Source organism: Plantibacter sp. RU18 (assembly GCF_050613355.1).
Lineage (GTDB): Bacteria > Actinomycetota > Actinomycetes > Actinomycetales > Microbacteriaceae > Plantibacter.
This window is the reverse complement of the sequence record NZ_CP159618.1, coordinates 1501533-1524577: the sequence shown is the minus strand read 5'-3', so window position 1 is coordinate 1524577 and position 23045 is coordinate 1501533. Positions and strand designations below refer to the sequence as shown.

At 66.7% G+C, this 23045-nt stretch carries 24 protein-coding genes; 19 read left to right on the top strand and 5 right to left on the bottom strand.

What is annotated here, in order from left to right; genetic code table 11:
• Window positions 1-17 precede the first annotated feature (17 nt).
• The 8 genes from ABMA10_RS07485 to ABMA10_RS07450 all read left to right on the top strand — a co-directional run bounded on the left by ABMA10_RS07485 (window position 18) and on the right by ABMA10_RS07450 (window position 6305).
• Window positions 18-647, top strand: coding sequence for a hypothetical protein (locus ABMA10_RS07485; RefSeq protein WP_347867085.1), 630 nt, complete (start codon window positions 18-20; stop codon window positions 645-647).
• 57 nt (window positions 648-704) lie between these two features.
• Entirely contained in the window at window positions 705-1040 is a 336-nt protein-coding gene (gene fdxA / locus ABMA10_RS07480; protein WP_431031387.1) for a ferredoxin, read from the top strand.
• An 85-nt stretch (window positions 1041-1125) separates the two neighbouring features.
• Window positions 1126-1857 carry an ABC transporter ATP-binding protein gene (locus tag ABMA10_RS07475; protein ID WP_347868173.1) on the top strand — a complete coding sequence of 244 codons (732 nt, stop codon included), beginning with the start codon at window positions 1126-1128 and terminating at the stop codon, window positions 1855-1857.
• A complete protein-coding gene (locus tag ABMA10_RS07470; RefSeq protein WP_347868172.1) occupies window positions 1857-2681 on the top strand; it encodes a hypothetical protein in 825 nt (274 codons plus the stop codon). The genes ABMA10_RS07475 and ABMA10_RS07470 overlap by 1 nt, the downstream gene beginning before the upstream one ends.
• 28 nt (window positions 2682-2709) lie before the next feature.
• A complete protein-coding gene (locus tag ABMA10_RS07465) occupies window positions 2710-3924 on the top strand; it encodes a serine hydrolase domain-containing protein (protein ID WP_347868171.1) in 1215 nt (404 codons plus the stop codon).
• 68 nt (window positions 3925-3992) lie between these two features.
• Entirely contained in the window at window positions 3993-5243 is a 1251-nt protein-coding gene (locus tag ABMA10_RS07460) for a sensor histidine kinase (RefSeq protein WP_347868170.1), read from the top strand.
• On the top strand, window positions 5240-5896 hold the full coding sequence (locus tag ABMA10_RS07455) for a response regulator (RefSeq protein ID WP_431031386.1): 657 nt from the start codon (window positions 5240-5242) through the stop codon (window positions 5894-5896). Before ABMA10_RS07460 ends, ABMA10_RS07455 begins: the two co-directional genes overlap by 4 nt.
• Window positions 5897-5972: 76 nt before the next feature.
• On the top strand, window positions 5973-6305 hold the full coding sequence (locus tag ABMA10_RS07450) for an NIPSNAP family protein (protein WP_431031385.1): 333 nt from the start codon (window positions 5973-5975) through the stop codon (window positions 6303-6305).
• Window positions 6306-6375: 70 nt separating this feature from the next.
• Here ABMA10_RS07450 and ABMA10_RS07445 read toward each other — a convergent pair whose 3' ends face one another.
• Window positions 6376-6756 carry a GntR family transcriptional regulator gene (locus ABMA10_RS07445; RefSeq protein WP_431031384.1) on the bottom strand — a complete coding sequence of 127 codons (381 nt, stop codon included), beginning with the start codon at window positions 6754-6756 and terminating at the stop codon, window positions 6376-6378.
• Entirely contained in the window at window positions 6753-7781 is a 1029-nt protein-coding gene (locus ABMA10_RS07440; protein ID WP_347868166.1) for a hypothetical protein, read from the bottom strand. Before ABMA10_RS07440 ends, ABMA10_RS07445 begins: the two co-directional genes overlap by 4 nt.
• Window positions 7782-7983: 202 nt before the next feature.
• Between ABMA10_RS07440 and ABMA10_RS07435 the strand changes: the two genes are divergently transcribed.
• Entirely contained in the window at window positions 7984-8997 is a 1014-nt protein-coding gene (locus ABMA10_RS07435) for a LacI family DNA-binding transcriptional regulator (protein WP_347868165.1), read from the top strand.
• Here the strand turns inward: ABMA10_RS07435 and ABMA10_RS07430 are convergent.
• The gene (locus ABMA10_RS07430) at window positions 8960-10702 is read right to left on the bottom strand and encodes a family 43 glycosylhydrolase (RefSeq protein WP_431031383.1); all 1743 of its coding nucleotides are present in this window, start codon (window positions 10700-10702) and stop codon (window positions 8960-8962) included. The genes ABMA10_RS07435 and ABMA10_RS07430 overlap by 38 nt on opposite strands.
• A 17-nt stretch (window positions 10703-10719) precedes the next feature.
• Here ABMA10_RS07430 and ABMA10_RS07425 point away from each other — a divergent pair, with 17 nt between their 5' ends.
• The 4 genes from ABMA10_RS07425 to ABMA10_RS07410 all read left to right on the top strand — a co-directional run bounded on the left by ABMA10_RS07425 (window position 10720) and on the right by ABMA10_RS07410 (window position 16035).
• Complete coding sequence (locus ABMA10_RS07425) at window positions 10720-12057, top strand: ABC transporter substrate-binding protein (RefSeq protein ID WP_347868163.1); 1338 nt, start codon at window positions 10720-10722, stop codon at window positions 12055-12057.
• 62 nt (window positions 12058-12119) lie between these two features.
• Window positions 12120-13100: a carbohydrate ABC transporter permease gene (locus ABMA10_RS07420; protein WP_347868162.1), complete on the top strand. Its 981-nt coding sequence runs from the start codon at window positions 12120-12122 to the stop codon at window positions 13098-13100.
• Entirely contained in the window at window positions 13097-14020 is a 924-nt protein-coding gene (locus ABMA10_RS07415) for a carbohydrate ABC transporter permease (protein ID WP_347868161.1), read from the top strand. The genes ABMA10_RS07420 and ABMA10_RS07415 overlap by 4 nt, the downstream gene beginning before the upstream one ends.
• Entirely contained in the window at window positions 14017-16035 is a 2019-nt protein-coding gene (locus ABMA10_RS07410) for a beta-galactosidase (protein ID WP_347868160.1), read from the top strand. Before ABMA10_RS07415 ends, ABMA10_RS07410 begins: the two co-directional genes overlap by 4 nt.
• A gap of 24 nt (window positions 16036-16059) precedes the next feature.
• Here the strand turns inward: ABMA10_RS07410 and ABMA10_RS07405 are convergent, their stop codons facing one another.
• Window positions 16060-16662, bottom strand: coding sequence for a TetR/AcrR family transcriptional regulator (locus tag ABMA10_RS07405; RefSeq protein ID WP_347868159.1), 603 nt, complete (start codon window positions 16660-16662; stop codon window positions 16060-16062).
• A 149-nt stretch (window positions 16663-16811) separates the two neighbouring features.
• On the opposite strand from ABMA10_RS07405, the gene pdhA reads away from it, so the two are divergent.
• The 4 genes from pdhA (at window position 16812) to ABMA10_RS07385 (ending at window position 21135) form a co-directional block, all read left to right on the top strand.
• Window positions 16812-17915, top strand: a complete 1104-nt coding sequence (gene pdhA, locus ABMA10_RS07400) for a pyruvate dehydrogenase (acetyl-transferring) E1 component subunit alpha (RefSeq protein WP_431031382.1) — start codon at window positions 16812-16814, stop codon at window positions 17913-17915.
• On the top strand, window positions 17912-18907 hold the full coding sequence (locus ABMA10_RS07395) for an alpha-ketoacid dehydrogenase subunit beta (RefSeq protein ID WP_347868157.1): 996 nt from the start codon (window positions 17912-17914) through the stop codon (window positions 18905-18907). The genes pdhA and ABMA10_RS07395 overlap by 4 nt, the downstream gene beginning before the upstream one ends.
• A gap of 11 nt (window positions 18908-18918) precedes the next feature.
• Window positions 18919-20193: a dihydrolipoamide acetyltransferase family protein gene (locus tag ABMA10_RS07390; protein ID WP_347868156.1), complete on the top strand. Its 1275-nt coding sequence runs from the start codon at window positions 18919-18921 to the stop codon at window positions 20191-20193.
• Window positions 20194-20274: 81 nt separating this feature from the next.
• Window positions 20275-21135: an alpha/beta fold hydrolase gene (locus ABMA10_RS07385; protein WP_347868155.1), complete on the top strand. Its 861-nt coding sequence runs from the start codon at window positions 20275-20277 to the stop codon at window positions 21133-21135.
• Window positions 21136-21366: 231 nt separating this feature from the next.
• On the opposite strand, the gene ABMA10_RS07380 is transcribed toward ABMA10_RS07385, so the two are convergent.
• Window positions 21367-21831 (bottom strand): hemerythrin domain-containing protein, encoded by a 465-nt coding sequence (locus ABMA10_RS07380; RefSeq protein ID WP_347868154.1) that lies wholly within the window; start codon window positions 21829-21831, stop codon window positions 21367-21369.
• A 204-nt stretch (window positions 21832-22035) separates the two neighbouring features.
• Between ABMA10_RS07380 and ABMA10_RS07375 the strand changes: the two genes are divergently transcribed.
• Together ABMA10_RS07375 and ABMA10_RS07370 are read left to right on the top strand one after the other, a co-directional pair.
• Entirely contained in the window at window positions 22036-22335 is a 300-nt protein-coding gene (locus ABMA10_RS07375) for a hypothetical protein (protein ID WP_347868153.1), read from the top strand.
• A gap of 436 nt (window positions 22336-22771) precedes the next feature.
• Window positions 22772-23035 carry a hypothetical protein gene (locus ABMA10_RS07370; RefSeq protein ID WP_347868152.1) on the top strand — a complete coding sequence of 88 codons (264 nt, stop codon included), beginning with the start codon at window positions 22772-22774 and terminating at the stop codon, window positions 23033-23035.
• Window positions 23036-23045 lie beyond the last annotated feature (10 nt).

The window sequence follows — 23045 nt, the reverse complement described above, 5'->3', positions numbered from 1 at the left end:
GACGAGGGGACTCACGGATGGACATCGCCAGGGATCTGCGCAGGAACGCCGCCGTCGCTTTCGGCCCGGCATCCGCACGCGAGGGTTCGATCCTGCCGTTCGAAGGCCGGTCCCTCATGAGACGAGCTGAGGGGCTCCCCCAGGCTGCGCTCGACGCGACCGAGGACGGGCTGCTCGCTCCGGACAACCCGATCCTCGTGCGCGGACTGGCGAAGATCCTGCCGCTCGCGTGGCAGGGTGACCAGCGAGGCGGAAGCGACTCAGGCGTCGCGCCGGAGGAGATCGCCGCGTTCGCGTCGCAGATGCAGGCCGCGGGACTGCAGTGGGCGGGGAACTGGAGGGTGCTCGATCTCGGGGAGCGACGGGATGACAGCATCGGGTCATACGCCGCTGCCCTTCGCACGGCCGGGGCGACGAGGACGGACTGCTGGACGTACTCCGAGACCATCGGTGTCTCCCTCGTCTGGGCGGGCGCGAGCGACGCGGGCACGGAGTCGTTGGCGTTGCACGTCGTCCCGGTCAGCTGGGTGTCCGAACCACGCGTGAAGAAACCTGTCCGCGGCATCGACGTGCGCTGGTCCTGGAGCGATGTCATCGCGCTGCACGCGGCGCAGACCTGTCGGTCCGAGCCCCAGGACGCGACTTGACCTCAACCACGGTTCAGGTCGTACCGTGAAGCGTATGACCCGAACGAGAAGTCCCCGATGACCTACGTCATCGCGCTGCCCTGCGTCGACCTCAAGGACCGTGCCTGCATCGACGAATGCCCCGTCGACTGCATCTACGAGGGTGAACGCTCGCTCTACATCCACCCCGACGAATGCGTCGACTGCGGTGCATGCGAGCCGGTCTGCCCAGTCGAGGCGATCTACTACGAGGACGACCTGCCCGAGGAATGGGCCGACTACTACAAGGCGAACGTCGAGTTCTTCGACGAGATCGGTTCACCCGGCGGCGCGGCCAGAACGGGCCTCATCCAGCGCGACCACCCGCTGGTCGCCGCACTGCCGCCCCAGGGAGACCCCGCGGGACACGCCTAGGATCACCAGATCCTGTCCATTCGGTCAGTCGAGGACTGTACGACGGGCCGGGGCGCTCCGATGGGTCTGCGCCGAGGCTGAAGTCATGAACCTCTCAACCCCTCATCCCATCGAGGCTCGCGGGCTCCGGAAGACCTTCCATGGTCGCCCTCGCGTCGACGACGTCTCGTTCACTGTCGCCGCAGGGCGAGTGGTCGGATTGCTCGGACCGAACGGCGCCGGCAAGACCACGACCATCCGGTTGCTCCTCGGACTCGCCCACGCGGACGCCGGCGACGGCCTGATCCTCGGGCGCCGGTACCGCGACCTCCAGCACCCCGCCCGCTCGGTCGGAGCCGTACTCGACGCGGGTGGACTGCATCCTGCTCGGACAGGGCGACAGCACCTCCGCATCGCGGCCGCACGGATCGGTGTCGACGCGTCCCGCGTGGACGTCGTCCTCGACGAGGTGGGAATGACACGCGACGCGGACCGGCGGGCGAACGGATACTCGCTCGGAATGCGCCAGCGTGTCGCGATCGCGGCGGCGCTCCTCGGAGAACCGACCGTGCTCATCCTCGACGAACCCTCCAACGGACTGGACCCCGCTGGCATGCAGTGGTTGCGACTCCGACTGCGCGCCTTCGCCGATGCGGGTGGGACGGTGCTGCTCTCCTCGCACCTCCTGTCCGACGTCCAGGACATCGCGGACGACGTCGTCGTCGTCACCGACGGACGAGTGCTCGCGCAGACGTCGATCGATGACGTGCTCTCCGCGTCGAGCGGTGACCTCGAGGCCTACTACCTCCAGATCACCGGAACCACGGAGGTGCGCTGATGTTCCGCGCCGAACTTCTCAGCCTCGTCACCACCACTGCCACCAAAGTCTCCGCGGTGGTCGCCGTCGCCGGACTCGTCATCACGCAACTCGCGTTCGTGACCCTCATCCCGGCCCTCGCCAGCGGGGAGATCGGCCCTGGCGCCGAAGCACTCGGAAGCGACTTCCCCGTCGTCGACCTCGCGTCCCGGGCTGTGCAGCTCGACGCGCTCAACCCGCTCGGAGCATCGATGGGGAACGGGTCGATCGGTGTCGCACTCCTGGCCGTCGCGCTCCTCGGAGTGCTCGCGGGCACCAGTGACGACCGGTACGGCGGTATCGTCGGCGCGGCCCTCGCCTCGCCGAAGCGCTCCCGCATCGTGATCGGGAAGGCCGGAGCCGTCGCGCTGGTCGGGGCGACCCTCGGCCTGATCCTCGCCCTGACGAGCCTCGCCGCACTGGTGATCACCCTGGTGGCCGCGGGGACCCCGTTCGTCCTCGGCTTCGGCGACATCGCCTCGCGTGTCGGGCTCGGCATCCTCGCCGTCACGACCCTCGCCGTCATCGGTCTGGCTGTCGGTCTGATCGTCCGCACCCAGCTCGCCGGGGTCTTGACGATGCTTGGAATCCTCGTCCTCGAACCGATCGTCGTGTCGTCGGTCCAGCTCGTGACCGCCGCCACCCCGCCGCTGTGGACGCAGTTCCTCCCGATCGCGCTCGCACAGAACGTCATCCACGCCGGGACCGGTCCGCTCAGCGCATCAGTCGCCATCGGCGCCCTCCTTGCTCTCACCGTCGTGGCTTCGGCGGCGGCTTCCGCGGCGCTCACGCGCCGTGACATCTGATCCACGACGACCGAAAGGACAACCCGTCATGAACACATCTCCTTCTGACACGACGCAACCCCAGCCCGCCAAGCGTCGCCGAACGCGCACGGTGGTCGCCGTCTCCGTCGCCGCCGCGCTCCTCGCCGGGACCGTCTCGCTCGGCGCCTGGTCACGAACGGTCGAACGGTCCTCCGAGGCGCGTCCGGTGCAGCAGCGAATGCAGTCGCTCGTCGATGCCGGCTACCCGGCAGCACTGGCCTCCGTGACCGAACCCGACGGCACGGTCGTCGACATCGCGGTGGGAACGGGCGACATCTCGACCGGCGAGAAACCGCCCGTGGACGGCGAGGTGCGGATCGCGAGCAACACGAAGATGTTCGTCGCAACCCTCGTCCTGCAGCTCGTCGAGGAGGGGAAGGTCGCACTCGACGCACCGGTCGACACCTATCTCCCGGGGCTCATCACGGGTGACGGGATCGACGGCACCCGCATCACGGTCCGCCAGCTGTTGCAGCACACCGCCGGGCTCCCCGAGTACGCCGACCAGATCGCGGCCGATGCCTTCGGCGCTCAGGAGCTCTACATCTCGCCCCACGACATGCTCGACGTCGCACTCGCGAAGCCTGCCGTGTTCGCGCCAGGCCAACGATGGGAGTACAGCAACACGAACTACCTCGTCCTGGGGCTGCTGATCGAGGGCGTGACGGATCGGGCGCTCGCCCAGCAGATCGACGAGAGGATCGTGCACCCGCTCGACCTCGAACACACCTACTTCCCGGCACCGGGCGAGCGCCAGCTGCGCGGCGACCACCCGCACGGGTATCACGCGAAGAAGGTCGGTGACCTCCGGGACATCACTGCGCTCGACACCTCCTTCGCCTGGTCGGCCGGCGCCCTCGTCTCGACGCCGCACGAGATGAACGTCTTCATGAAGGCGTTGCTCGACGGCGAACTCCTGAACGCACAGAGTCTCGCTGAGATGCAGACCACAGTGCCGGCCGGTGACGAGCTGTGGCCGGAAGCGAGCTACGGGCTCGGGTTGCAGAGTTACCCGCTCAGCTGCGGTGGCGTGGCCTGGGGTCACGGCGGCGACATCCCCGGGACGCAGACGCGCAACGCGGTCGGCCCCGACGGCACAGCCGTCTCCATCGCAGTGACCTCGCTGCCGTGGGCGGTCGTCTCGCCGGATGACGACGAGAAGCTCCTGGAGCAATACCGCATCGTCGTCGACGCGCTGGACGAGACGTTGTGCGACGAGTGACCTCTTCTCCCGCATCGCCGGGTGCCGACTCCCACCGGGGTCGGCACCTGACATGGTTGACTCGACCCATGACGCCATCGGCACGGCCTGAATCCGTCGTGGAGCGACTCCGCGCGGCGCTCCCACCGGCCCTCGTGTTCGCCGGAGCGCTCGGCTACCTCGGTGTCGACCTCTGGGTGGAGGACGTGCCCCACGCTGTGCCCGGCACTGTGCCGCCGTGGTTCCACGCAGGGCTGGTCGTCCTGCAAGCCCTCGCCCTGCTCCAGCGTCTCAGGCATCCGACGATCGTGTTCGGGATCGTCGTGCTCCTCGACCTCGTGATCCTCGGCACCACAGCAGGCGAACTCGGGATCGGCGCGCTCGGGGTGGTCTTCGCGAGCTACGCTCTCGTGCGTCGTCAGGCTCGGCCGACGGCGCTGATCGCGCTCGTGGCGGGTGCCGTCGCGACGACGATCGTCGGCGTCGTCGCGATGGCCCTCGGCTCGTCTGAGCAGGTGATCGTCCTGCTCCTCGCGGTGATCGCCCGCATCGGGCTGCTGTACGTGCTGCCGGCAGGTATCGCCGAGTACACGCTCGGACGCGAGCGCCTCCTGTCAGCCATCGAGGACCAGGCTCGTATGGCGGAGAACGAGCGTCGAGCGCGCGCGCTCGACGATCTCCGCGCCGAACGTACCGCCCTCGCCCGGGAGCTGCACGACATCGCCGGGCACCACCTGTCCGGCATCATCGTCAGCGCGCAAGCGGCCGCCGCGTTGATGGAGCGCGACCCGGAGCGTGCCCGCGCGATGCTCCAGACCGTGCAGGTCGACGCGCGCACCACCCTCGTCGACCTGCGCCGGACCGTCGGGCTCCTCCGGAGCGACGACGCCGACTCCCAGAGCGGTGTGGCAGGCTCGCCCACCACCGTCCCGGCGATCGCGGCGATCCCCGAGCTCGTGGAGGCAGCCCGAACACGGGGTCAGCAGGTCGGGTACATCGTGACCGGCGCGCCGCGCACGCTCGGCCCGCTCGCGGAGACGGCCGCGTACCGCATGGTGCAGGAGTCGCTGGCGAACGCCGGCAGGCACGCGCCGGGGGCGAGTTGCTCGGTCAGCGTCGGATTCATGGCGAGTGGGCTTGAGTTGACCGTCGCGAACGCGCGCCCGCCGCATCAGCCTCCATCTGATCCTCCGGCGGCTGCATCCCGGGACGGCTACGGACTCTGGGGCATGCGGGAGCGCGCTGAGCTGATCGGCGCTCGACTGACCACAGCTGCCACCGATGACGGCGGATGGCGCAATCACCTCCGGATACCGGACGATCACCGGAGCGACGCATGATCCGCATCCTCATCGCCGATGACCAGGCCGTCGTCCGCGCCGGCCTGTCGGTCATCCTCGGGGCCGAGGACGACATCGACGTCGTGGGCGAAGCCATCGATGGCGCCGATGCGGTGCGGCTGACGAGGGAGCTGCATCCCGATCTGGTCTGCATGGACATCCGCATGCCGGGTACCGACGGGATCGCGGCGACCCGCACACTCATGGCCGACCCGGAACTCGACGTCGACGTCCTCATCCTCACCACCTTCGACGTCGACGCCGACGTGTTCGCCGCGCTCGAGGCCGGCGCGGCCGGTTTCCTCCTCAAAGGGGCGGACGAGGCGACCCTCCTCGCCGCCATCCGCTCAGTCGCAGCCGGTGAGGGAACACTCGATCAGCGCCTCACGCGACGCATCCTCCGGGAGTTCTCCGAGCGCCGACGGGAGAGGTCGACCACGGCACCGGCCGACTCTCCGCTCACCGACCGTGAGTTCGACGTCCTGGAGCTCCTGGCGCAGGGCCTGTCGAACGCCGAGATCGCGAACCAGCTCTTCGTCGAGCCGACGACCGTCAAGTACCACCTCGCCGGACTGCTGCAGAAGATCGGGGCGCGCGACCGCCTGCAGGCCGTGCTGTGGGGCATCCGGGCAAGTCTCGTCGATCCTCGGTGAGGTCTGCTGGACGGCTCGGTTGCCGTGGCGCGTCCCGCGTGACGACAATCGCGGCGTTGACCACCACAATTGACCCATGATCACCATCCATCTCCGCTATCAGATCGACCCCGAGCAGCTCGACACGTTCGTCGAGTATGGGAAGCGCTGGATCCGTCTGGTGAATCGCCTCGGCGGCACACACCACGGGTATTTCCTTCCGGCCGAAGGCGACAACGACGAGGCGTTCGCGCTGTTCAGCTTCCCGTCCCTCGCCGCCTACGAGCAGTACCGCATCACCGCGGAGACGGACCCGGAGTGCATCGAGGCCTACGAGCTGGTCCGAGGCACGGGCTGCATCATCCGTTTCGAGCGGCGCTTCCAGAAGCCGCTGTTCTCTGACGACCCTGCACTGGACCAGCGCCAGTGAGCTCTGCCGTGCGGTGAGCGCGCGCCGTGGCGCCGACAACCGACGAACCGACGAACCGACGAACGGCACCTCACCGGGCGGGATCGGACGTGCCGTCGCTCACCGTGTTCGGGTCGATCTGCCGATCAGCGATCGCCCGCACGATGGCCAGGAGGTCCTCGACGTCGACACCGGCCGCCTCACCTGCTTCGACAAGCGAACGAGCTCGTTCGATGACGGACTGAGGCGCACGGGAAGCTCCCGGTGCAACCCGGGTGCCGGCCGCAGTGCGAGTGACGACGAGTCCATCCTGCTCGAGAGCTCTGTACGCCTTGGCTGCAGTGGCCTGGGCGACGGCGAAATCCCGGGCAGTCTGACGCACCGTCGGGAGGCGCTCGCCATCTCCCAGCAGACCGGAGCGGATTGCGCCGCGGAACAGCGCGGTGATCTCGTCGGCCGACGGGTGGCTCATCGCGCCGCACCGGTCAACTCAGCGCTCATCTTCGAACTCTTCCGGGATGCGAACACGGCTCGCACGGTGTCCACCGCGGTCCTGAGCGCCAGCGCGACTCCAGTTCCTTGGAGGACGTAGCCCGCAAGGTTCATCGGTTGCGCAATGGCACTGTACCCACCGTTGATGAACAGGCGCGTGTTCGAGACGTTCTCGGACACCCAATACTCATCGAGTCCGACAAGAGAGGTACCCGACGAGCCGACATGCATCCACACCGCGCCGAATGTCGCCGCGATACCGGACAGCATCACGAGGGTGAAGAGTCGCGCGGTCGATTCCCGTTCCGGCCTGACGCTCGGGGCGGTGGGCCGGGCGAGGATCGGACGGTTGGCGTCCGCGCGCAGCGCGAGAACGAGCACGAGAGCTGCGAGGACCACGACAACGATGGTTGCGAGATGGTTCGGCCATCCGGCACCGGACACGTAGCCGAATCCGCTGTTGAAGCTCGTGTAGATCGGGAGCGGCGAGTAGTCAGGGACGTGCCCGAAGAACGGACCGCTGCTCGGAGCGGTTGTCGCGATCGCGATCTGCCAGGCGGCAGTGAGGATGACGAGCGATGCAGCGACAGCCGCAATCCGGAGTGCCATACGAGGCGCGAATTCGGTCCAGCCGCGTCGCGGCGAGATGGCACGCTCACCCGGGGCGGGCAGCGGGACTCGACGCATCATGAGAGCAGCCGCGACGAGTACCAGCGCAGCAGTGGCGACAGGAGCTGGCCGACGCCACCAACCGTCGAATCCAGATGCGTCAGAGATCACGACGTTGAGCGCACTCGCCACCGTCGCGGCTGCGGCGACCGCAATGGCTCCCACTGTCCCGACCCAGACGAGGACTGTACGGCGGAGGCCGGGTCCCGGCAGTGAGACGATGCGCCGCGGGCGCAACCACGACAGCGCGAACAGGGCCACCCCGAATGTCAGAGCGACCTCAAGAGGGAGGAGCTGCTTCACCGCGAACAGGAATGCCAGGAACGACGTCAGCATGGAAACCCCTCGGGTCAGTCGACACAGGATGCACTTTGTGCTGCGATATTAGCACAATCTTGTACTAGGTTAATAGCTCAAGATGCGAGCCGGTCGCCCCACACATCGCGCCCCATCGGCGCGAACCCGTCGAGTCACCGACACGGCGTGAGGAGTGTGGGAGGATTCGACTGCACCTCGTCCCGTCTTCCCTGGAGATCGTTTGTCCCGTCCGCCCGGCATGGTCGACGTCGCCAAACTGGCCGGCGTCTCTCACGTGACCGTCTCGAGAGTGCTCAACAACCGTGAACTCGTCAGACCGGAGACTCGGAAGCGTGTCGAGGACGCGATCGCAGAACTGGGCTACCGGCGCAACGAGATCGCCAGAGAACTCAAGAGCCGGAAGTCGCTGACGATCGGCGTGGTGCTCGCCGGAGCACAGCTGTTCGAGCTGCCACACACGTTGTTCGGCGTCGAGACCACTGCGCGCGAAGCCGGCTACGGGTTGAACCTGGCGAGCTGGCAGGGCATCGCAGGTGACTCGCTCGCCGAGACCGTCGATCGAATGGGCGACCGCGCGGTCCAAGGGGTGCTGATCATCGCCGACCGTCCGGTCGTGGTCGCCGAGCTGCCATCGCTCCGCCCCCGGGTGCCGACGACGATGATGCTGTCCGGCCAGGTCGAAGGCACCGAAGGGCTCGGCTACGTCGAGTACGACCACGTGTACGGTGCCCGGCTGGCCGTTCGCCATCTGTTGGACCTCGGGCACCGCTCGGTTGCGCACATCACGGGCAACCTCGACACGTTCGACGCGAACGCACGGCTCCTCGGGTGGCAGGAGGAGCTGCGCAGTCACGGCATCACCGACACCGAGCGCTACGAAGGCGACTTCCAGGCGACGAGCGGCTACCGTTGGGGCTCGTTTCTGGCCACGAGGCCCGAAGGGCCGCCGACGGCCGTGTTCGCAGCCAACGACCAGATCGCGATGGGTGCACTGGCGGCCTTTGCGCAGCATCATGTTCGCGTACCGGAGGACGTCTCACTGGTCGGCTACGACGACCAGGCCGGTGTCGAGTTCACCGTGCCGGCGCTGACGACGGTTCGGCAGGACTTCACCAGGCTCGGCACGGAATCGATCCGCGACGTCCTCGATCGGATCGACGGCGGGGACGCGAAGGTGACGAAGCTCCTGCCCGAACTCAAGATACGGCGGAGTACATCGACCCCTCGTCGGTGAACGCTGGAACACCAGCGGTACCACCGCGGTAGGTGAACCGGTCGATCACCGCCTCACCCTGCGACCCCCGCCCTTCGACATACGGGCCGATGACGACGCCGATGAAGCCTCCACCTGCTTCGGTGCTGAGCGTCGTGGTCGCAATCGCGACCGACGGCGCAGCACCCCGGGCCGCCGCGCGCCCGTCACCGTCGAACCGGATGCGGTATCCCCCCGCGTCCCCCTCGACCGTGACGCGACCGACGGTGGCCCGCGGGTCGAGGGGCTCGACGCAGAGCACACGCTGCTCCCCGTCGATGCGGAGCGTGACCCGCAGCTGGAATTCGCCGGTGGTGCGGCGCTCGAACAGAGCACTCACGTACCGATGCTCGCTCTGGACGATCGCGATCCCCGCGGCGGCGTCACGCACGTGATCGAGGCGGAGCGAGACCGTTGCCGTGAACCGATGGTGTTGCTGCCGGCGACCGAGGAACGAGGGCGTGCCTGCGGGTGCGTGCAGCTCAATGCCGGCTCGCACGAGCAGGCCGGAGTTCGCGACGGCCCGAGGAGCGGCGATGGAATCGAGCGGGCCACGCAGGGAGATCCAGTCGCAGCCGAGGGCCACGTCGTCGAATCGGTCATCCTGGCAGACGGCCGCCGACGACCCGCTCGGGCCTGAAACGTTCACGATGTCGGTGACGTGGCCGATCCCCGGCGCGAGCACGAGGCCGCCTTCGTCCCAGGTCGCCGGAACCAGGAACGTCTCCCTGCCCAGCACGTGATGACCATCGATCGGCCGAGTGCCGAGGACGACCGCCCAGACCTCACCGCTCGGGGTGTCGACGAGATCCATGTGCCCGATGTTCTGGATAGGAGCGTCCGCCCCCAGGTGACGGTGGGTGAGCAGCGGGCTTCGGGGGTCGGACCGGTATGGGCCGGTGACATGCGCCGCCGAGGCAGCCGTCACCGAATGGTGTCGTTCGGTGCCGCCCTCCGCCCCGACCAGCTGATAGCCGCTCGCGCTTCGGTACAGATGCGGCGCCTCGATCCACGTGTCGCGGGCGAAGCCGCGCCAGATCATCCGAATCGGTCCGACCAGGGTCCGAGTCCGCGGGTCGAACTCCTGGAGGAAGATCTCCGCCGGTCCGTGCTCCGGTTCGTGCGCATCCCGGCAGGCCGTGAACCATGCACGCCCGTCATCATCGAAGAACAGGGAGGGATCGATCCCTTCGGCATCGAGTTCGATCGGCGTGCTCCACGGCCCAGCGGGGTCCGATGCGGTGAACAGCAGCGTGCGTTCGCCGCGACGCCCTCTCGCGATGGAGACGACGACGAAGAACTCCCCGTCGTGGTACCTGATCGTCGGCGCCCACACGCCGTCCGACGACTCCGCATCGTGCAGATCGAGTTGTTCGAGCCGATCCGCGACGTGCCCGATCAGCGTCCAGTCTGCAAGGTTCGTCGACCGGAACACCGGAATCGCCGGCCAGTAGGCGAAGGACGAGACAACGAGGAAGTAGTCGTCTCCGCGTCGGCACACGGAGGGGTCGGGATGGAACCCGGGCAGGATCGGATTGCTGACGACGGCCATACGAACTCCGTTTTGTTGGATGGAACAACTTTTTACTTGACGAATGACAACGTTAACATCATCATGGAGATCGCCCCCGTTGGAGCACAAGCCGCGGCGGCGGACCAGATCCGGTACCCGTCCGGGCCGATACACGTCGAAGGAGATGTGACATGACCGCACCACGAATCACCTCACGGACGGGGCCGCGTTCCAGACGCGCGGTTGTGGGAGGGCTGCTCGGGAGCGCCCTCCTCGTCGGTGCCCTCACCGGCTGCTCCGCCGACTGGAGTGAGGGCGGCGACGTCACGCTGAACTTCTGGACCTGGTCCCTCAAGGGTGGCGATGAACGCGCTGAAGCGATCATCGACGCCTACGAGAAGGCCAACCCGGGAGTGACCATCAAACTCTCCGAGGTCGGCGGCACCGCCGACACATCCTCGAAACTCCTGGCCGCTGATCGTGCGAACGAAGTGCCGGACGTCGTCCAGGTCGAGTACCGCGCGCTGCCCTCGCTCGTCGTCGCCGGCGTGGTGAAGGACATCACCGAAGGCGTCGGGCCGGTCAAGGACGCCTTCGCCGACAACATCTGGGATCTCACAACCCTGAACGGCGAGGTCTACGGTCTTCCGCAGGACATCGGTCCGATGATGCTCACGTACCGTGCCGACCGCTTCGCGGAGCTCGGCGTCGCCGTCCCCACCACCTGGGAGGAGTACGCAACGGCCGCGGAACAGATCCGTGCCGCCGACCCGACCGCCTACATCGCGTCGTTCGCGCCCACGGAGTTCGCCTTCTTCGCCAGCCAGGCCGCGCAGGCCGGGGCCAGCTGGTGGGAGTCGGACGGTGAGGAATGGACAGTCGGCGTCGACGATGACGAATCGATCGCCGTCGCGAACTACTGGCAGGACCTGGTCGACCGCGACCTCGTCAAGGTGGAGCCCCTGCTCACGCCCGAGTGGAACGCTCAGGTGAACGACGGCAAGATCCTCAGCTGGGCGGCCGCTTCCTGGGCTCCGAGCGTCATCTACGCTGTCGCCCCGGACACCGCCGGGGCGTGGCAGGGAGCACCGCTCCCCCAGTGGAGCGCCGGCGATCCCGCGGTGCCGTTCCTCGGCGGATCGACCTATCTGATCCCCGAGAAGTCGAAGCACGCCGAGGAAGCCACGAAGTTCGCCTCCTGGCTGGCCGGATCCGATGAGGGAGCGAAGCTGTTGCTCGGCCTCGACCTGTACCCGGGCGCGACGGCCGGTCGCGAGGCGACGAAGTCCGCGGCACCCCCGCTCCTCATGCCGGAGCAGACCGACTTCTATGAGCTGACGGACCAGATCATCTCGGACTCGACGATCCCGCTGACGTGGGGTCCGAACGTCAACGTCGCGCAGACGGCCCTCGGTGACGCCCTCCAACAGGCCGCGCTGGACGGGACACCGTTCGCCGATGCGTTCGCGACGGCGCAGCAGGCGATCATCGACGACCTCGCGAAGTCCGGCTACACGGTCGCGAAGTAGCGATCGGGGTGGGACCGGCTCGGTCCCACCCCACACGGACGACTTCGAGAACAGGACGGAACATGTCACTCACACCCACTGCGACCGCTCCTCGCGGACCCGCCGCGGCACCATCGGCGACCCCGACCGCGCATTCCCGCCGACGGAAGCGTCGATCGACTCGCGCTCCGTGGTTCTTCCTCGCGCCGGCGATGGTCTTCTTCATCGCGTTCATGGTGATCCCCATCGTCTACGCCATCTATCTGAGTTTCCGGGGCCAGCGCGTCGAGAGCGGCGGCGCCTTCGGGCGGCGGGTGGAGACGTTCATCGGATTCGAGAACTACGTGGCGGCCCTCACCGACGCGGAATTCCTCGCCGGCCTCGGGCGCGCCCTCACCTACGGCGCCATCGCGGTGCCGAGTGTCCTCGGACTCGCCCTGCTCTTCTCGCTCCTGCTCGACACGCCGAGAGCGCGGTTCACGGCCTTCTCTCGGACGGCGATCTTCATCCCGTACGCAGTGCCGGGCGTGATCGCGAGTCTCCTGTGGGGATTCCTGTATCTCCCCAGCACGAGTCCGATCAGCTCGATCGCACGGTCACTGGGGCAGGACTCGCTCGACTTCTTCAGCTACCCGGTGCTGTACTTCTCGCTGGCGAACATCGCATTGTGGTCGGGCGTCGGGTTCAACATGATCATCATCTACACCTCGCTGCGGGCCATCCCCACCGAGATCTACGAGGCCGCCCGGATCGATGGAGCGAGCGAATTGCAGATCGCCCTGCGGATCAAGGTGCCTCTCGTCGCGCCCGCGCTGGTGCTGACGAGCCTGTTCTCGGTGATCGGGACGCTCCAGCTGTACAGCGAGCCCGCGACGCTGCGCCCGATGACGTCGACCATCTCCTCCACGTGGGTTCCGCTCATGAAGATCTACCAGGACGCCTTCATGAACGACAACCTCGGTGCAGCGGCAGCCGCCTCCGTCGTCCTCGCACTCGGCATCCTCGGTTTCTCGCTCGCCGTGCTGACCTTCTTCAACCGCCGCACCTTCGGAGGCCGATCATGACGACGACCACACTGACGACAGCAGAACGCGACACCGGACCACTGTCGGCTCCTGACCCTCGCCGACGCCGATCCGGAGCGGGTCGCCGTGGCACGCCGGGATCGCGTGTGGCGACCATCGTCCTCCTCCTCGGCGCGGTGTACTGCCTCGTCCCGGTCGTCTGGGTGATCATCGCCTCGTCCAAGTCGCCGCGCGAGCTCTTCTCCACCTTCTCGTTTGCTCCCGGCACTGCCTTCCTCGAGAACCTCGCCGCCCTGAACGCCTACGGCGGTGGCCAGTTCTGGCAGTGGTGTCTCAACAGCGTCCTGTACGCGGGAGTCGGCTCCGTCCTGTCGACGATCGTCTCCGCGATGGCGGGGTACGCACTGGCGAAGTTCCGTTTCCGGGGGCGCGACACACTCTTCGGCATCCTGCTCGCCGGGGTACTCGTCCCTGGCATCGTGCTCGCCGTTCCGCAGTACCTGCTCCTCGCCTGGGCGGGACTCGCGGGCACCTATTGGTCCGTGCTGCTCCCCGTCATCATCAACCCCTTCGGTATCTTCCTCTGCAGGGTCTTCGCGACTGCAGCGGTGCCGGACGAGACGATCGAGGCGGCGCGCATCGACGGCGCGAGCGAGGCGCGCATCTTCGTCTCGATGGTGCTGCCCATGATGGTCCAAGGACTCGTCACCGTGTTCGTGCTGCAATTCGTCGGCATCTGGAACAACTTCCTGCTGCCGTTCATCATGCTCTCCGACCAGGACAAGTATCCGCTGACGCTCGGGCTGTACACGTTCCTCTCGAAGGGCTCGGGTGACACCGACCTGTACGCGCTCGTCATCATCGGCTCCGCCGTCTCCGTCGTTCCGCTCATCCTCGTGTTCCTCTGGCTGCAGCGCTACTGGCGAACCGACCTCCTCGCTGGGGGGCTGAAGGGATGACCGGCGCAGCGCACGCGAGCGAGGTCCCCTGGCCGACCGATGGGCTGTCCTATGGCGGCGATTACAATCCCGAGCAGTGGAGCTGGGAGGTCATCCACGAGGACATGGAGCTGATGCGGCGCGCCGGCATCACGCTCGTCACCCTCGGGGTCTTCTCCTGGGTCGTCCATGAACCCCGTGATGGAGAGTTCGACTTCACCTGGCTCGATCGCATACTCGACCTCCTCCATGAGAACGGCATCGTCGTCGACCTCGCCACCCCGACGGCCGCCCCTCCGATGTGGCTGCAGGGAGCGCACCCCGAGATCCTCCCCGAAGACGAGTGGGGCAGGCGACGGGCTCCGGGCGGACGACTGGGGTGGTGCGCGTCATCCCCGGTCTTCCGGCACTATGCGATGCGCGTCGTCGAGCGTCTGGCAGAGCACGTCGCCGGACACCCCGCGGTGCGCCTCTGGCATGTGAGCAATGAACTCGGAGGGGGGAACGGCCGATGCCACTGCGCAGATTCGACCCGACGATTCCAGGAGTGGGTCGCTGGACGGTACGGAACGATCGGCGCCGTGAACGACGCCTGGGGCATGGCGTTCTGGGGTAACGACTACTCCGCCTTCGACGAGATCCAGACCCCGCGCGGCGGGACCAATCACAACCCTGGACAGCTCCTCGACTACGAACGCTTCTCCTCAGACGAACTCCTCGATCAGTACCGGGCAGAGCGGGCAGTCCTGAAGCGCTGGACGCCGGACATCCCCGTCACCACCAACTTCATCGTCGGTCTGGGTCCCGATGTCGTCGACTACGCCAGATGGGCGCCGGAGATGGATGTCGTCGGCAACGACCACTACACGTACGGCCCCGATCCGCGCCGACACCAGGAGCTGGCATTCAGCGGCGACCGCATGCGCGGGATCTCGAACGGCGGGCCGTGGATGCTGATGGAGCACGCGACCGGCGCCTCGAGCTGGCACGCGATCAATCAACCGAAACTGCCGGGCGAGATGATTCGGCATGCCATCGGACATGTGGCACGCGGGTCCGACAGCGTCATGTTCTTCCAGTGGCGGGCATCGCGTGCCGGCATCGAGCAGTTCCACTCGGCGATGCTGCCGCACGCCGGAGCCGAGACGAGGGTCTTCGAAGACGTCGTCCGATTGGGCGGGATCGTGCAGCGACTGCGCGAGGTGCGCGGCACTCGGGTGGCGGATGTCCGGGTAGCCCTCCTCCATGACAACGAAGCGGGCTGGGCTCTGCGAAGCGGGTTGAAACCCAACAACCGCATCGAATATGCGGACACCGCTCGGGCGATCCACAGTGCGTTGTTCGATCGCGCCGTCACGGCCGATGTGATTCCACCCTGGGCGGATCTTGATCCGTACGCATGTGTGATCGTCCCGGGTCTGTTCCTCGTGACGGACGAACACGCCGCAGCGATCGCGGCCTATGTTGCCGGCGGCGGGTCAGTGCTGGTCACCTGGTTCTCCGGCATCGTGGACGAGAGCAACACCGTCCGGCTCGGCGGTTACCCCGGTGCCTTCCGCGAGCTGGTCGGAGCGAGCAGCGAGCAGCTCCACCCGCTGACGGATGACGAGACGGTTGAGCTCGATCAGGGCTGGCGCGCGAAACGGTGGACGGAGCTGATGCGCGTCGGAGACGCCGAGGTGGTCGCCGCGTACTCGACGGGGCCGTATTCGGGGCATCCCGCGATCACGCGTCGATCGGTCGGCCACGGCACCGTGTGGTATCTGTCCACCGAACTCGAGACGAGCGGGCTGGACGCGTTGCTCGGGCGCATCCTCGAGGAGGCGGGAGTCACCGCGACAGCAGCCACATCTGCTGGGGTCGAAGCAGTGCGACGGCGAGATGGGGATCGCTCCTATCTCTTCCTGATCAATCACTCGGACGCAGACGGCTGGGCAGAGGCCTCCGGCGAGGACATCCTCACGGGGAAGATCTTCGTCGACGTCGTGGACGTCGTTGCCGGGGCAGTCGTCGTCATCCGGGAGGGCGGGGTCTGAGCCTCGACGCGACGCAGTGCCAGGTCAAGTACGGGCCGGCGAAGATCCCGACAGTCCGAGCAGGGTGATGACGCGCTCGGCGTGCTTCTGCGCAGCATCCTGCGTCGGCGCCGGCGTCAGGCCGAGAATTCGACGTCTGTGCGGTTCACCGAGCAGCAGCCCGAAGAGCGCCTCCGCATTCGCATTGTCGTCCGCGAGGGGGAGGTACTGCGCGAGGAGGGCGATGTATCCCCGCGGACCACTGGCATAGAAGTCAGCTGCCAGCTCGGGGAACTGCGCTGATTCACCGATCATGAGACGGTGCAGCCCGACCGCGTCGTCTGAGTGCAGAACTGACACGAGACGAGTCGAGACATCGAGAAGGGTGTTCGCGTTCGCCTCCGGGCCCAGAAGGTCTCGTCCGCGGAATCGTTCGATGGCGGCAGTGAAGACCTCTGCTTTATCGCCGAAGTAGGTGTAGACGGTCCGCTTCGTGACCCGGGATGCGGCGGCGATCTCGTCGATGGTGACCTGTCCGTAGCCGTTCGAGACGAACAGTTCCACCGCAGCGTCGAGGACCTGGTCTCTGCGCTCCTCACGCTCCTCCGCGGTCGGACGGCCCCGTTTACGTATCGACGTGTCGCTCATAAGTGACCTTCCTGCCGCTTGGCTTCGCGGGTCAACGCCTCGCAACAACCATTCTATAATGACACGAATACGTTTCATTATTCGTGTGGTCCTCCCGCCACGCGATCGAGCAAGCCGAGCTCCACACGAGCACGGCGTGAGGAGCCCCGATGGCCGCACGCAGATCCACAACGCCTCAGAAGGCCGGGGTGGCCTCACCTCCGGAGAACACCGCGAATCCGGATAGCGGGATGCTGCTCGGTTTCTACCGGCAGATGGTGATGATCCGCCGATTCGAGGAGCGGGCGGCCCGCTCGTACACGCAGGCCGAGATCGGCGGATACTGTCACCTCAACCTTGGCGAGGAGGCTACAGTCGTCGGCCTCATGTCGGCGATGGAGTCCACCGACTACCTCTTCACGAACTATCGAGAGCACGGCTATGCGATCGGGCGGGGCATCGCGCCCGGGCGGATCATGGCCGAGCTCTACGGCCGGAGCGGCGGTGTCTCCAAAGGCTGGGGCGGGTCGATGCACCTGTTCGATTTCGAGTCCCGGCTGCTCGGTGGGTACGGGATCGTCGGCGGCCAGGTGCCGCTCGCGACGGGCGCGGCACTCGCGATCGACTACCGGGAGGGTCCGGAGGCGGTCGTCTGCGTGATGGGTGACGGCACGACCAATATCGGGGCGTTACACGAGTCGCTGAACATCGCAGCCCTCTGGGATCTGCCGATCGTCTACCTGGTCGTCAACAACGGGCTCGGCATGGGTACGACCGTTGAGAAGGCCTCCGGCGAGCCCGAGCTGTACAAGCGCGCAGCCTCGTATCGGATGGCATCCGCCCGAGTCGACGGCAACGACCCCGTCGCCGTCCGCGATGCCGCTCTCGCGGCGCTCGCCAGCGCGCGCGCTGGAAAGCCCTTCCTCTTGGAGGCGGTCAGTGAACGTCTGAAAGGGCACTCGGTGGTCGACCCTGCGAGGTACCGCACGAAGGAGGAAGCGGAAGCGCTCAAGGCCGGCGATCCCGTCGCGGCCTTCGCCGTCCGCCTCGCGGAGGATGGGCTGCTGACCGACGAGGCAATCGCCCAGATCGACGCGGATGCACGACACGAAGTGGCGGAAGCGGTCGCCTTCGCCGAGGCGAGCCCCCACCCCTCCGTCGACACGCTCTTCGACTACACCTACGCCACCGCAGTGCCCAACGACTCCCGACGCCTCCCCGGGCAGCCGCTGTTCGAACCGGCACCCTTCCCCACGATCGGAGCATCAGCATGAGCATCATGACCTACCGGCAGGCCCTGAACGACACACTGCGCTCCGAGATGCTGCGCGACGAGAACGTCCTGCTCATCGGCGAGGAGATCGGCGTCTTCGAGGGCTCGTACAAGATCACGGCGGGACTTCTCGCGGAGTTCGGCGAGAAGCGTGTACGAGACACCCCGATCGCCGAGGAGGGCTTCACCGGAGCCGCGATCGGCGCCGCCATGCTGGGCTTGCGGCCGGTTGTGGAGCTCATGACCATCAACTTCTCGTTGCTTGCTCTCGACCAGATCGTGAACCATGCCGCGAAGATCTACGGCATGTTCGGCGGGCAGGCGCGCGTGCCGCTCGTCATTCGCACCCCCGGAGGCGGCGGACAGCAGCTCGGCGCCACTCATTCCCAGAACATCGAGCTGTACTACGCCTTCGTGCCCGGGATGAAGGTCGTCGCTCCGTCCAGCCCCGCTGACGCCAAAGCACTCCTGCTGGCGGCTATTCGTGACGACGACCCCGTCCTGTTCCTCGAGAACCTCGCCCTGTACAACACGAAGGGCGAGGTCCCCGACGACGACACCCCAGCTGAGATCGGACGCGCCGCCATCACGCGCGAGGGCGCCGACATCACTGTCGTCGCGTACTCCCGCATGGCCGCGATCGCGCTCGAGGTCGCAGAGCAGCTCGCCGAGGCCGATGGGATCGACGTCGAGGTGGTCGATCTGCGGAGCCTACGGCCGCTCGATCGTGACACGGTCATCGCCTCCGTCAAGAAGACCCACTGCGCCGTCGTGCTCGAAGACGACTGGCTCACCTACGGCATCGGCGCAGAGATCGCCGCGACGATCTCCGATGGCGCCTTCGACTGGCTCGACGCACCCGTGCGCCGCGTCGCCATGGCCGAAGTCCCCATGCCCTATTCCAAACCGCTGGAGACTGCCGCGCTTCCCTCCGCCGAAGACGCGGCCACCGCCATCCGTCAGACGCTCGCCGCCGTCGCCCGCCGCGCCTGAAAGGACACCCCATGATCGACATCCTCATGCCACGCCTCTCCGACACCATGGAAGAGGGCGCCATCGCCATCTGGCACAAAAAGCCTGGTGACACCGTCGCAATCGGAGACATCCTCGTCGAGATCGAGACCGACAAGACCACGATGGAGTACGAGGCCTACGATGCCGGAGTACTCCACACAATCCTTGTTCCCGAAGGGGAGCAAGCCACCATCGGCATGGCCATCGCCCAACTTGACGATGGCAGCTCCACAGAACCGACATTCCAACCAGCCCCAGCGGCGAGAGCACAAGCAGCGGAGGAAGGAGGCGGATCCACTGCAGCAGCAGCGACACACACGTCGCCTCCTGAGGTTCCCATCGCTGCCGACCAGCGCCTGCTCGCGACACCGCTCGTGCGCAGACTCGCCCGCGAGCACGCGATCGATCTCACGGAGGTGACCGGGTCGGGACCCGGCGGCCGGATCGTCCGCGCCGACATCGACGACGCACTAGCCCGTCCGAGCTCCACAGCTGGCGCGTCGACGACCACCGGGGTCGACGCGCCGCAGCCGACCACCGTGCCGACCGCCCTCGATGACGGCCGGCAGTCCACCGCAGTACCGTTCGACAAGAGCCGGCAGGTGATCAGTCGACGCCTCACCGAGAGCGCCACCACCACTCCCCAGTTCACTGTCACCGCGGCTGCCGACGTCGAAGACCTGCTGGCGCTCCGGGTCGATCTCAACGCGCACCTGGCGTCTTCGGAGCGACCCAAGATCAGCGTCAACGACCTCCTCGTGCGTGCCTGCGCGATCGCACTCCGCGAACACCCAGAGGTCAATGCGTCCTACTCTCCGGAAGGGCGCGGACAGACCCTCCTGCACGAACGGGTGAACATCGGCATCGCCGTCGCCTCCGACACCGGACTCGTCGTCCCCGTCATCACCGACGCGGATCAGAAGACCGCGTCACAGATCGCCACCGAATCCAGGAGGCTGGCCGGACTCGCGAAGGAACGCAGCTTGGGCACCGCTGACATGAGCGGCGGTACCTTCACGATCAGCAACCTCGGTATGTACGGCGTCGAACAGTTCACCGCCATCATCAACCCACCCCAGGGCGCGATCCTCGCCGTCGGCGCAGCGCAACTCGAACCCGTCGTCATCGATGGCGCCGTGCAGATCCGACACAGGATGCGCTACACCCTTTCCGCCGACCACCGGATCATCGACGGCGCGCTCGCCGCGCGGTTCCTCGCCGCACTCACCAAGCTCGTGGAACAACCGCTGAACATCATCGCCTGAAGGCAAGGACCGCACGCCATGGCTCCCCGAGCACACCGCAGAGCGCTGTGCTCGGGGCGGCTCGCCCGGCATGATGGGGTGATGTTCGAGGATTTCACCATCGAGGACGTCGCCGTCGGCGATGAGACAGTGCACGTCCGTCTCGGAGGTGAGGGACCGCCCGTCCTCTTGCTGCACGGGCACCCGCGCACGGGAGCGACCTGGCATCGCGTCGCACCCCGGTTGGTCGACGCGGGCTTCACCGTGATCTGCCCGGATCTGCGTGGATACGGTCGATCCACCAGCCCGGAGCCGAAAGCTGACCACAGCGCCCACTCGAAGCGGGCGGTCGCCGACGACATGGTTCGGCTGATGACCGCCCTCGGTCATGAGCGGTTCCACCTGGTCGGCCACGACAGAGGCAGCTACGTCGCGCTTCGCCTGGCGCTCGACCACGAACCCCGGATCGACCACCTCGTCCTCATCGACTGCATACCGATCAGTGAGCACCTGGCTCGCGCGGACGCCCGTTTCGCGACCATGTGGTGGCACTGGTTCTTCTTCGCCCAGCCCGACACCCCGGAACGTGTCATCACTGCCGACCCCGACAGCTGGTACGAGGGCGATCCCGAAGCGATGGGAGCCGAGAATCACGCCGAGTGGCGCCAGGCCGTCCACAATCCGCGAGTCGTTCGGGCGATGCTCGAGGACTACCGGGCGGGAATGACGATCGACCGTGCCCATGAAGAAGCCGACAGGGCCGCCGGCCGCCGCCTGGACGTGCCGCTCCTGCTCCTCTGGTCACTCCGCGACGACCTCGAAGAGCTCTACGGCGACCCACGGACGATCTGGAAGGAATGGGCTACCGACCTTCGAGGATTCGGCATCGACTCCGGACACCACATCGCCGAGGAAGCACCCGCGGAACTCGTCCACGCCCTCATCGACTTCTTCCCCCACTGAACGCGACAGACGCTCCCGTCAGAGCACCCATCACCGCGGGGCGCCTCCTCCGTCCCGGCGACGAATGACGGAACCTGTACATCGCCTCTTGCGATTCCCCGCCCAAAGGTCTAGCGTCCAGGGTGAAACAAGTCGGTGCTCTCACTTCGGGTGTGATGAGTGGACAGGGACGACGTCTTCGGGTTACGCCGTCCCTGTCATCGGGAGCTGAATCAGCTCGGTCTGGCGGACTCACAGAGGGCCGAAGACGGCGTCGGGGTCGGCCTGGAGTTCGAGCTGGTCGAGCAAAGGCTCCAGCTCGCGTTCCTCGAAGCGGAAGTGCGACTCCATGATTGCGGCGAAGCCCTGCAGGTGCCGCGCGAGGATCGCGGGCGATTCCGCGGCCTGCACTGCATCGTCGAAGCGCGCCAGGAGTGTGGAGATCATCTCGTGATCCTGTCTCAGCATACTGACGACGCCCGCCGCCTTCGGATACTGCCCGATGAGCGCAGGAAAGAGAAGTGCGTCCTCGCCCCGATGGTGCCCGTCGAGGGCCACGCAGAATCCGTGGCAGAAGAGCAGGAGATCTCGTGAGGCGCCCGGCAGATCGGCGCCGACGCGGGCTGCGTCCTGGGCGGTCGCAAGTGCCAGACGGAGGCGTGCGTGTGCCTCGAGAAGCTGACGGCGCCAAGCGACCAGCCTTGGGATGTCGCTCACGCGGCTGTGTCGGTACGAGCTTTCATCGATATCCGCCTTCGTCGAGCGCCAACCCGACCCGGGGTCAGGCGACGCGCCGATAGCCTACATCCTCACCAGCAGGCGAGCTGATTGATCAGCGATCGCCTCTCGTTGACGACACCCTTCCCACATGGAGATAGACGAGTGGGTTACAGTGCAGAACACCCGACGAAGGACGCGGAGATGACGAAGCCGATAACGCTGATCCAGGATGCAGACCGCGAGCTCGCCACTCGTATCCGAGCCGTTCAGGTCATAGCTGACACAGAGACGGAGAGTTGGGAGCTGGAGTTGCTCGCAAACAGCCCTGACACAGTTATCGCCGCAGATTCATATTCCGTGATGGCCCCGTCAAAGCGCGATGACATCCTCGATCTGATCTCCTACGTCCTGACAAGTTCCGGTCTCAAGGCCAGCCCATCAGCGCTGGTGAACTCCTCGGAGGGCCCTCTTGATTTCACGCTGTACGTATCACGACTGTGACCAAGGGGAAACCTCTGAGCTCAATCAGCAACCAAGCAAGCCTCACAGTCGGCGATAGGGGCGATCAGATCGCCGGAGTCCTCGCGCCTTCCCTGTGCCGGCACTCGCACTGGGATCACTCTCGTGGTCATCCGGGTGGAAGGCGCATACTTCTCCCTTCGAAAATCAACGCGCATATGACGAGTGTGCTCGCCGCAACGCATCACATCACGCCCAAGCAGCTCGCACTGCTCACGGAAGGAACCCCAGAATGAGCCCGACACGAACTACAGCCGGCACACTGCGACGCAGTATCAGCGCCACGCTCGTCTCGGTCCCGTTCGTCCTGATCGTCGTGACATGGCTCGCGTGGCACCGTGTTCTGCCGCAAAGCTTGCCGACCCAGTGGTCAGGCGATGAAGTGGTTTCAACTCAGCCAACCTTGCTCTTCGCGATCGTGACCGGCACCATCGCGCTGGGCGCCGCAGCGTTCGCTGTGCACGCCGCATTGTCGCCCGATGACGACGACCACCCTCGCCGCAGTTTCCTCATTGCCGGCAGTGCGGCCGGAATCGCGGCAGCGGGGTGGCTCATCAGCGCTTCGATCGCGCGAACGGCTGCAGACGGCGGAGCCAGCGCCATCGGCGCTCTCGGCTTGGCCGCGATCGCCTCGCTTGCGTACGGATTGCTGCCGTTCGCTGTCGCCCCACGAACAACCTGAACAGTTCACC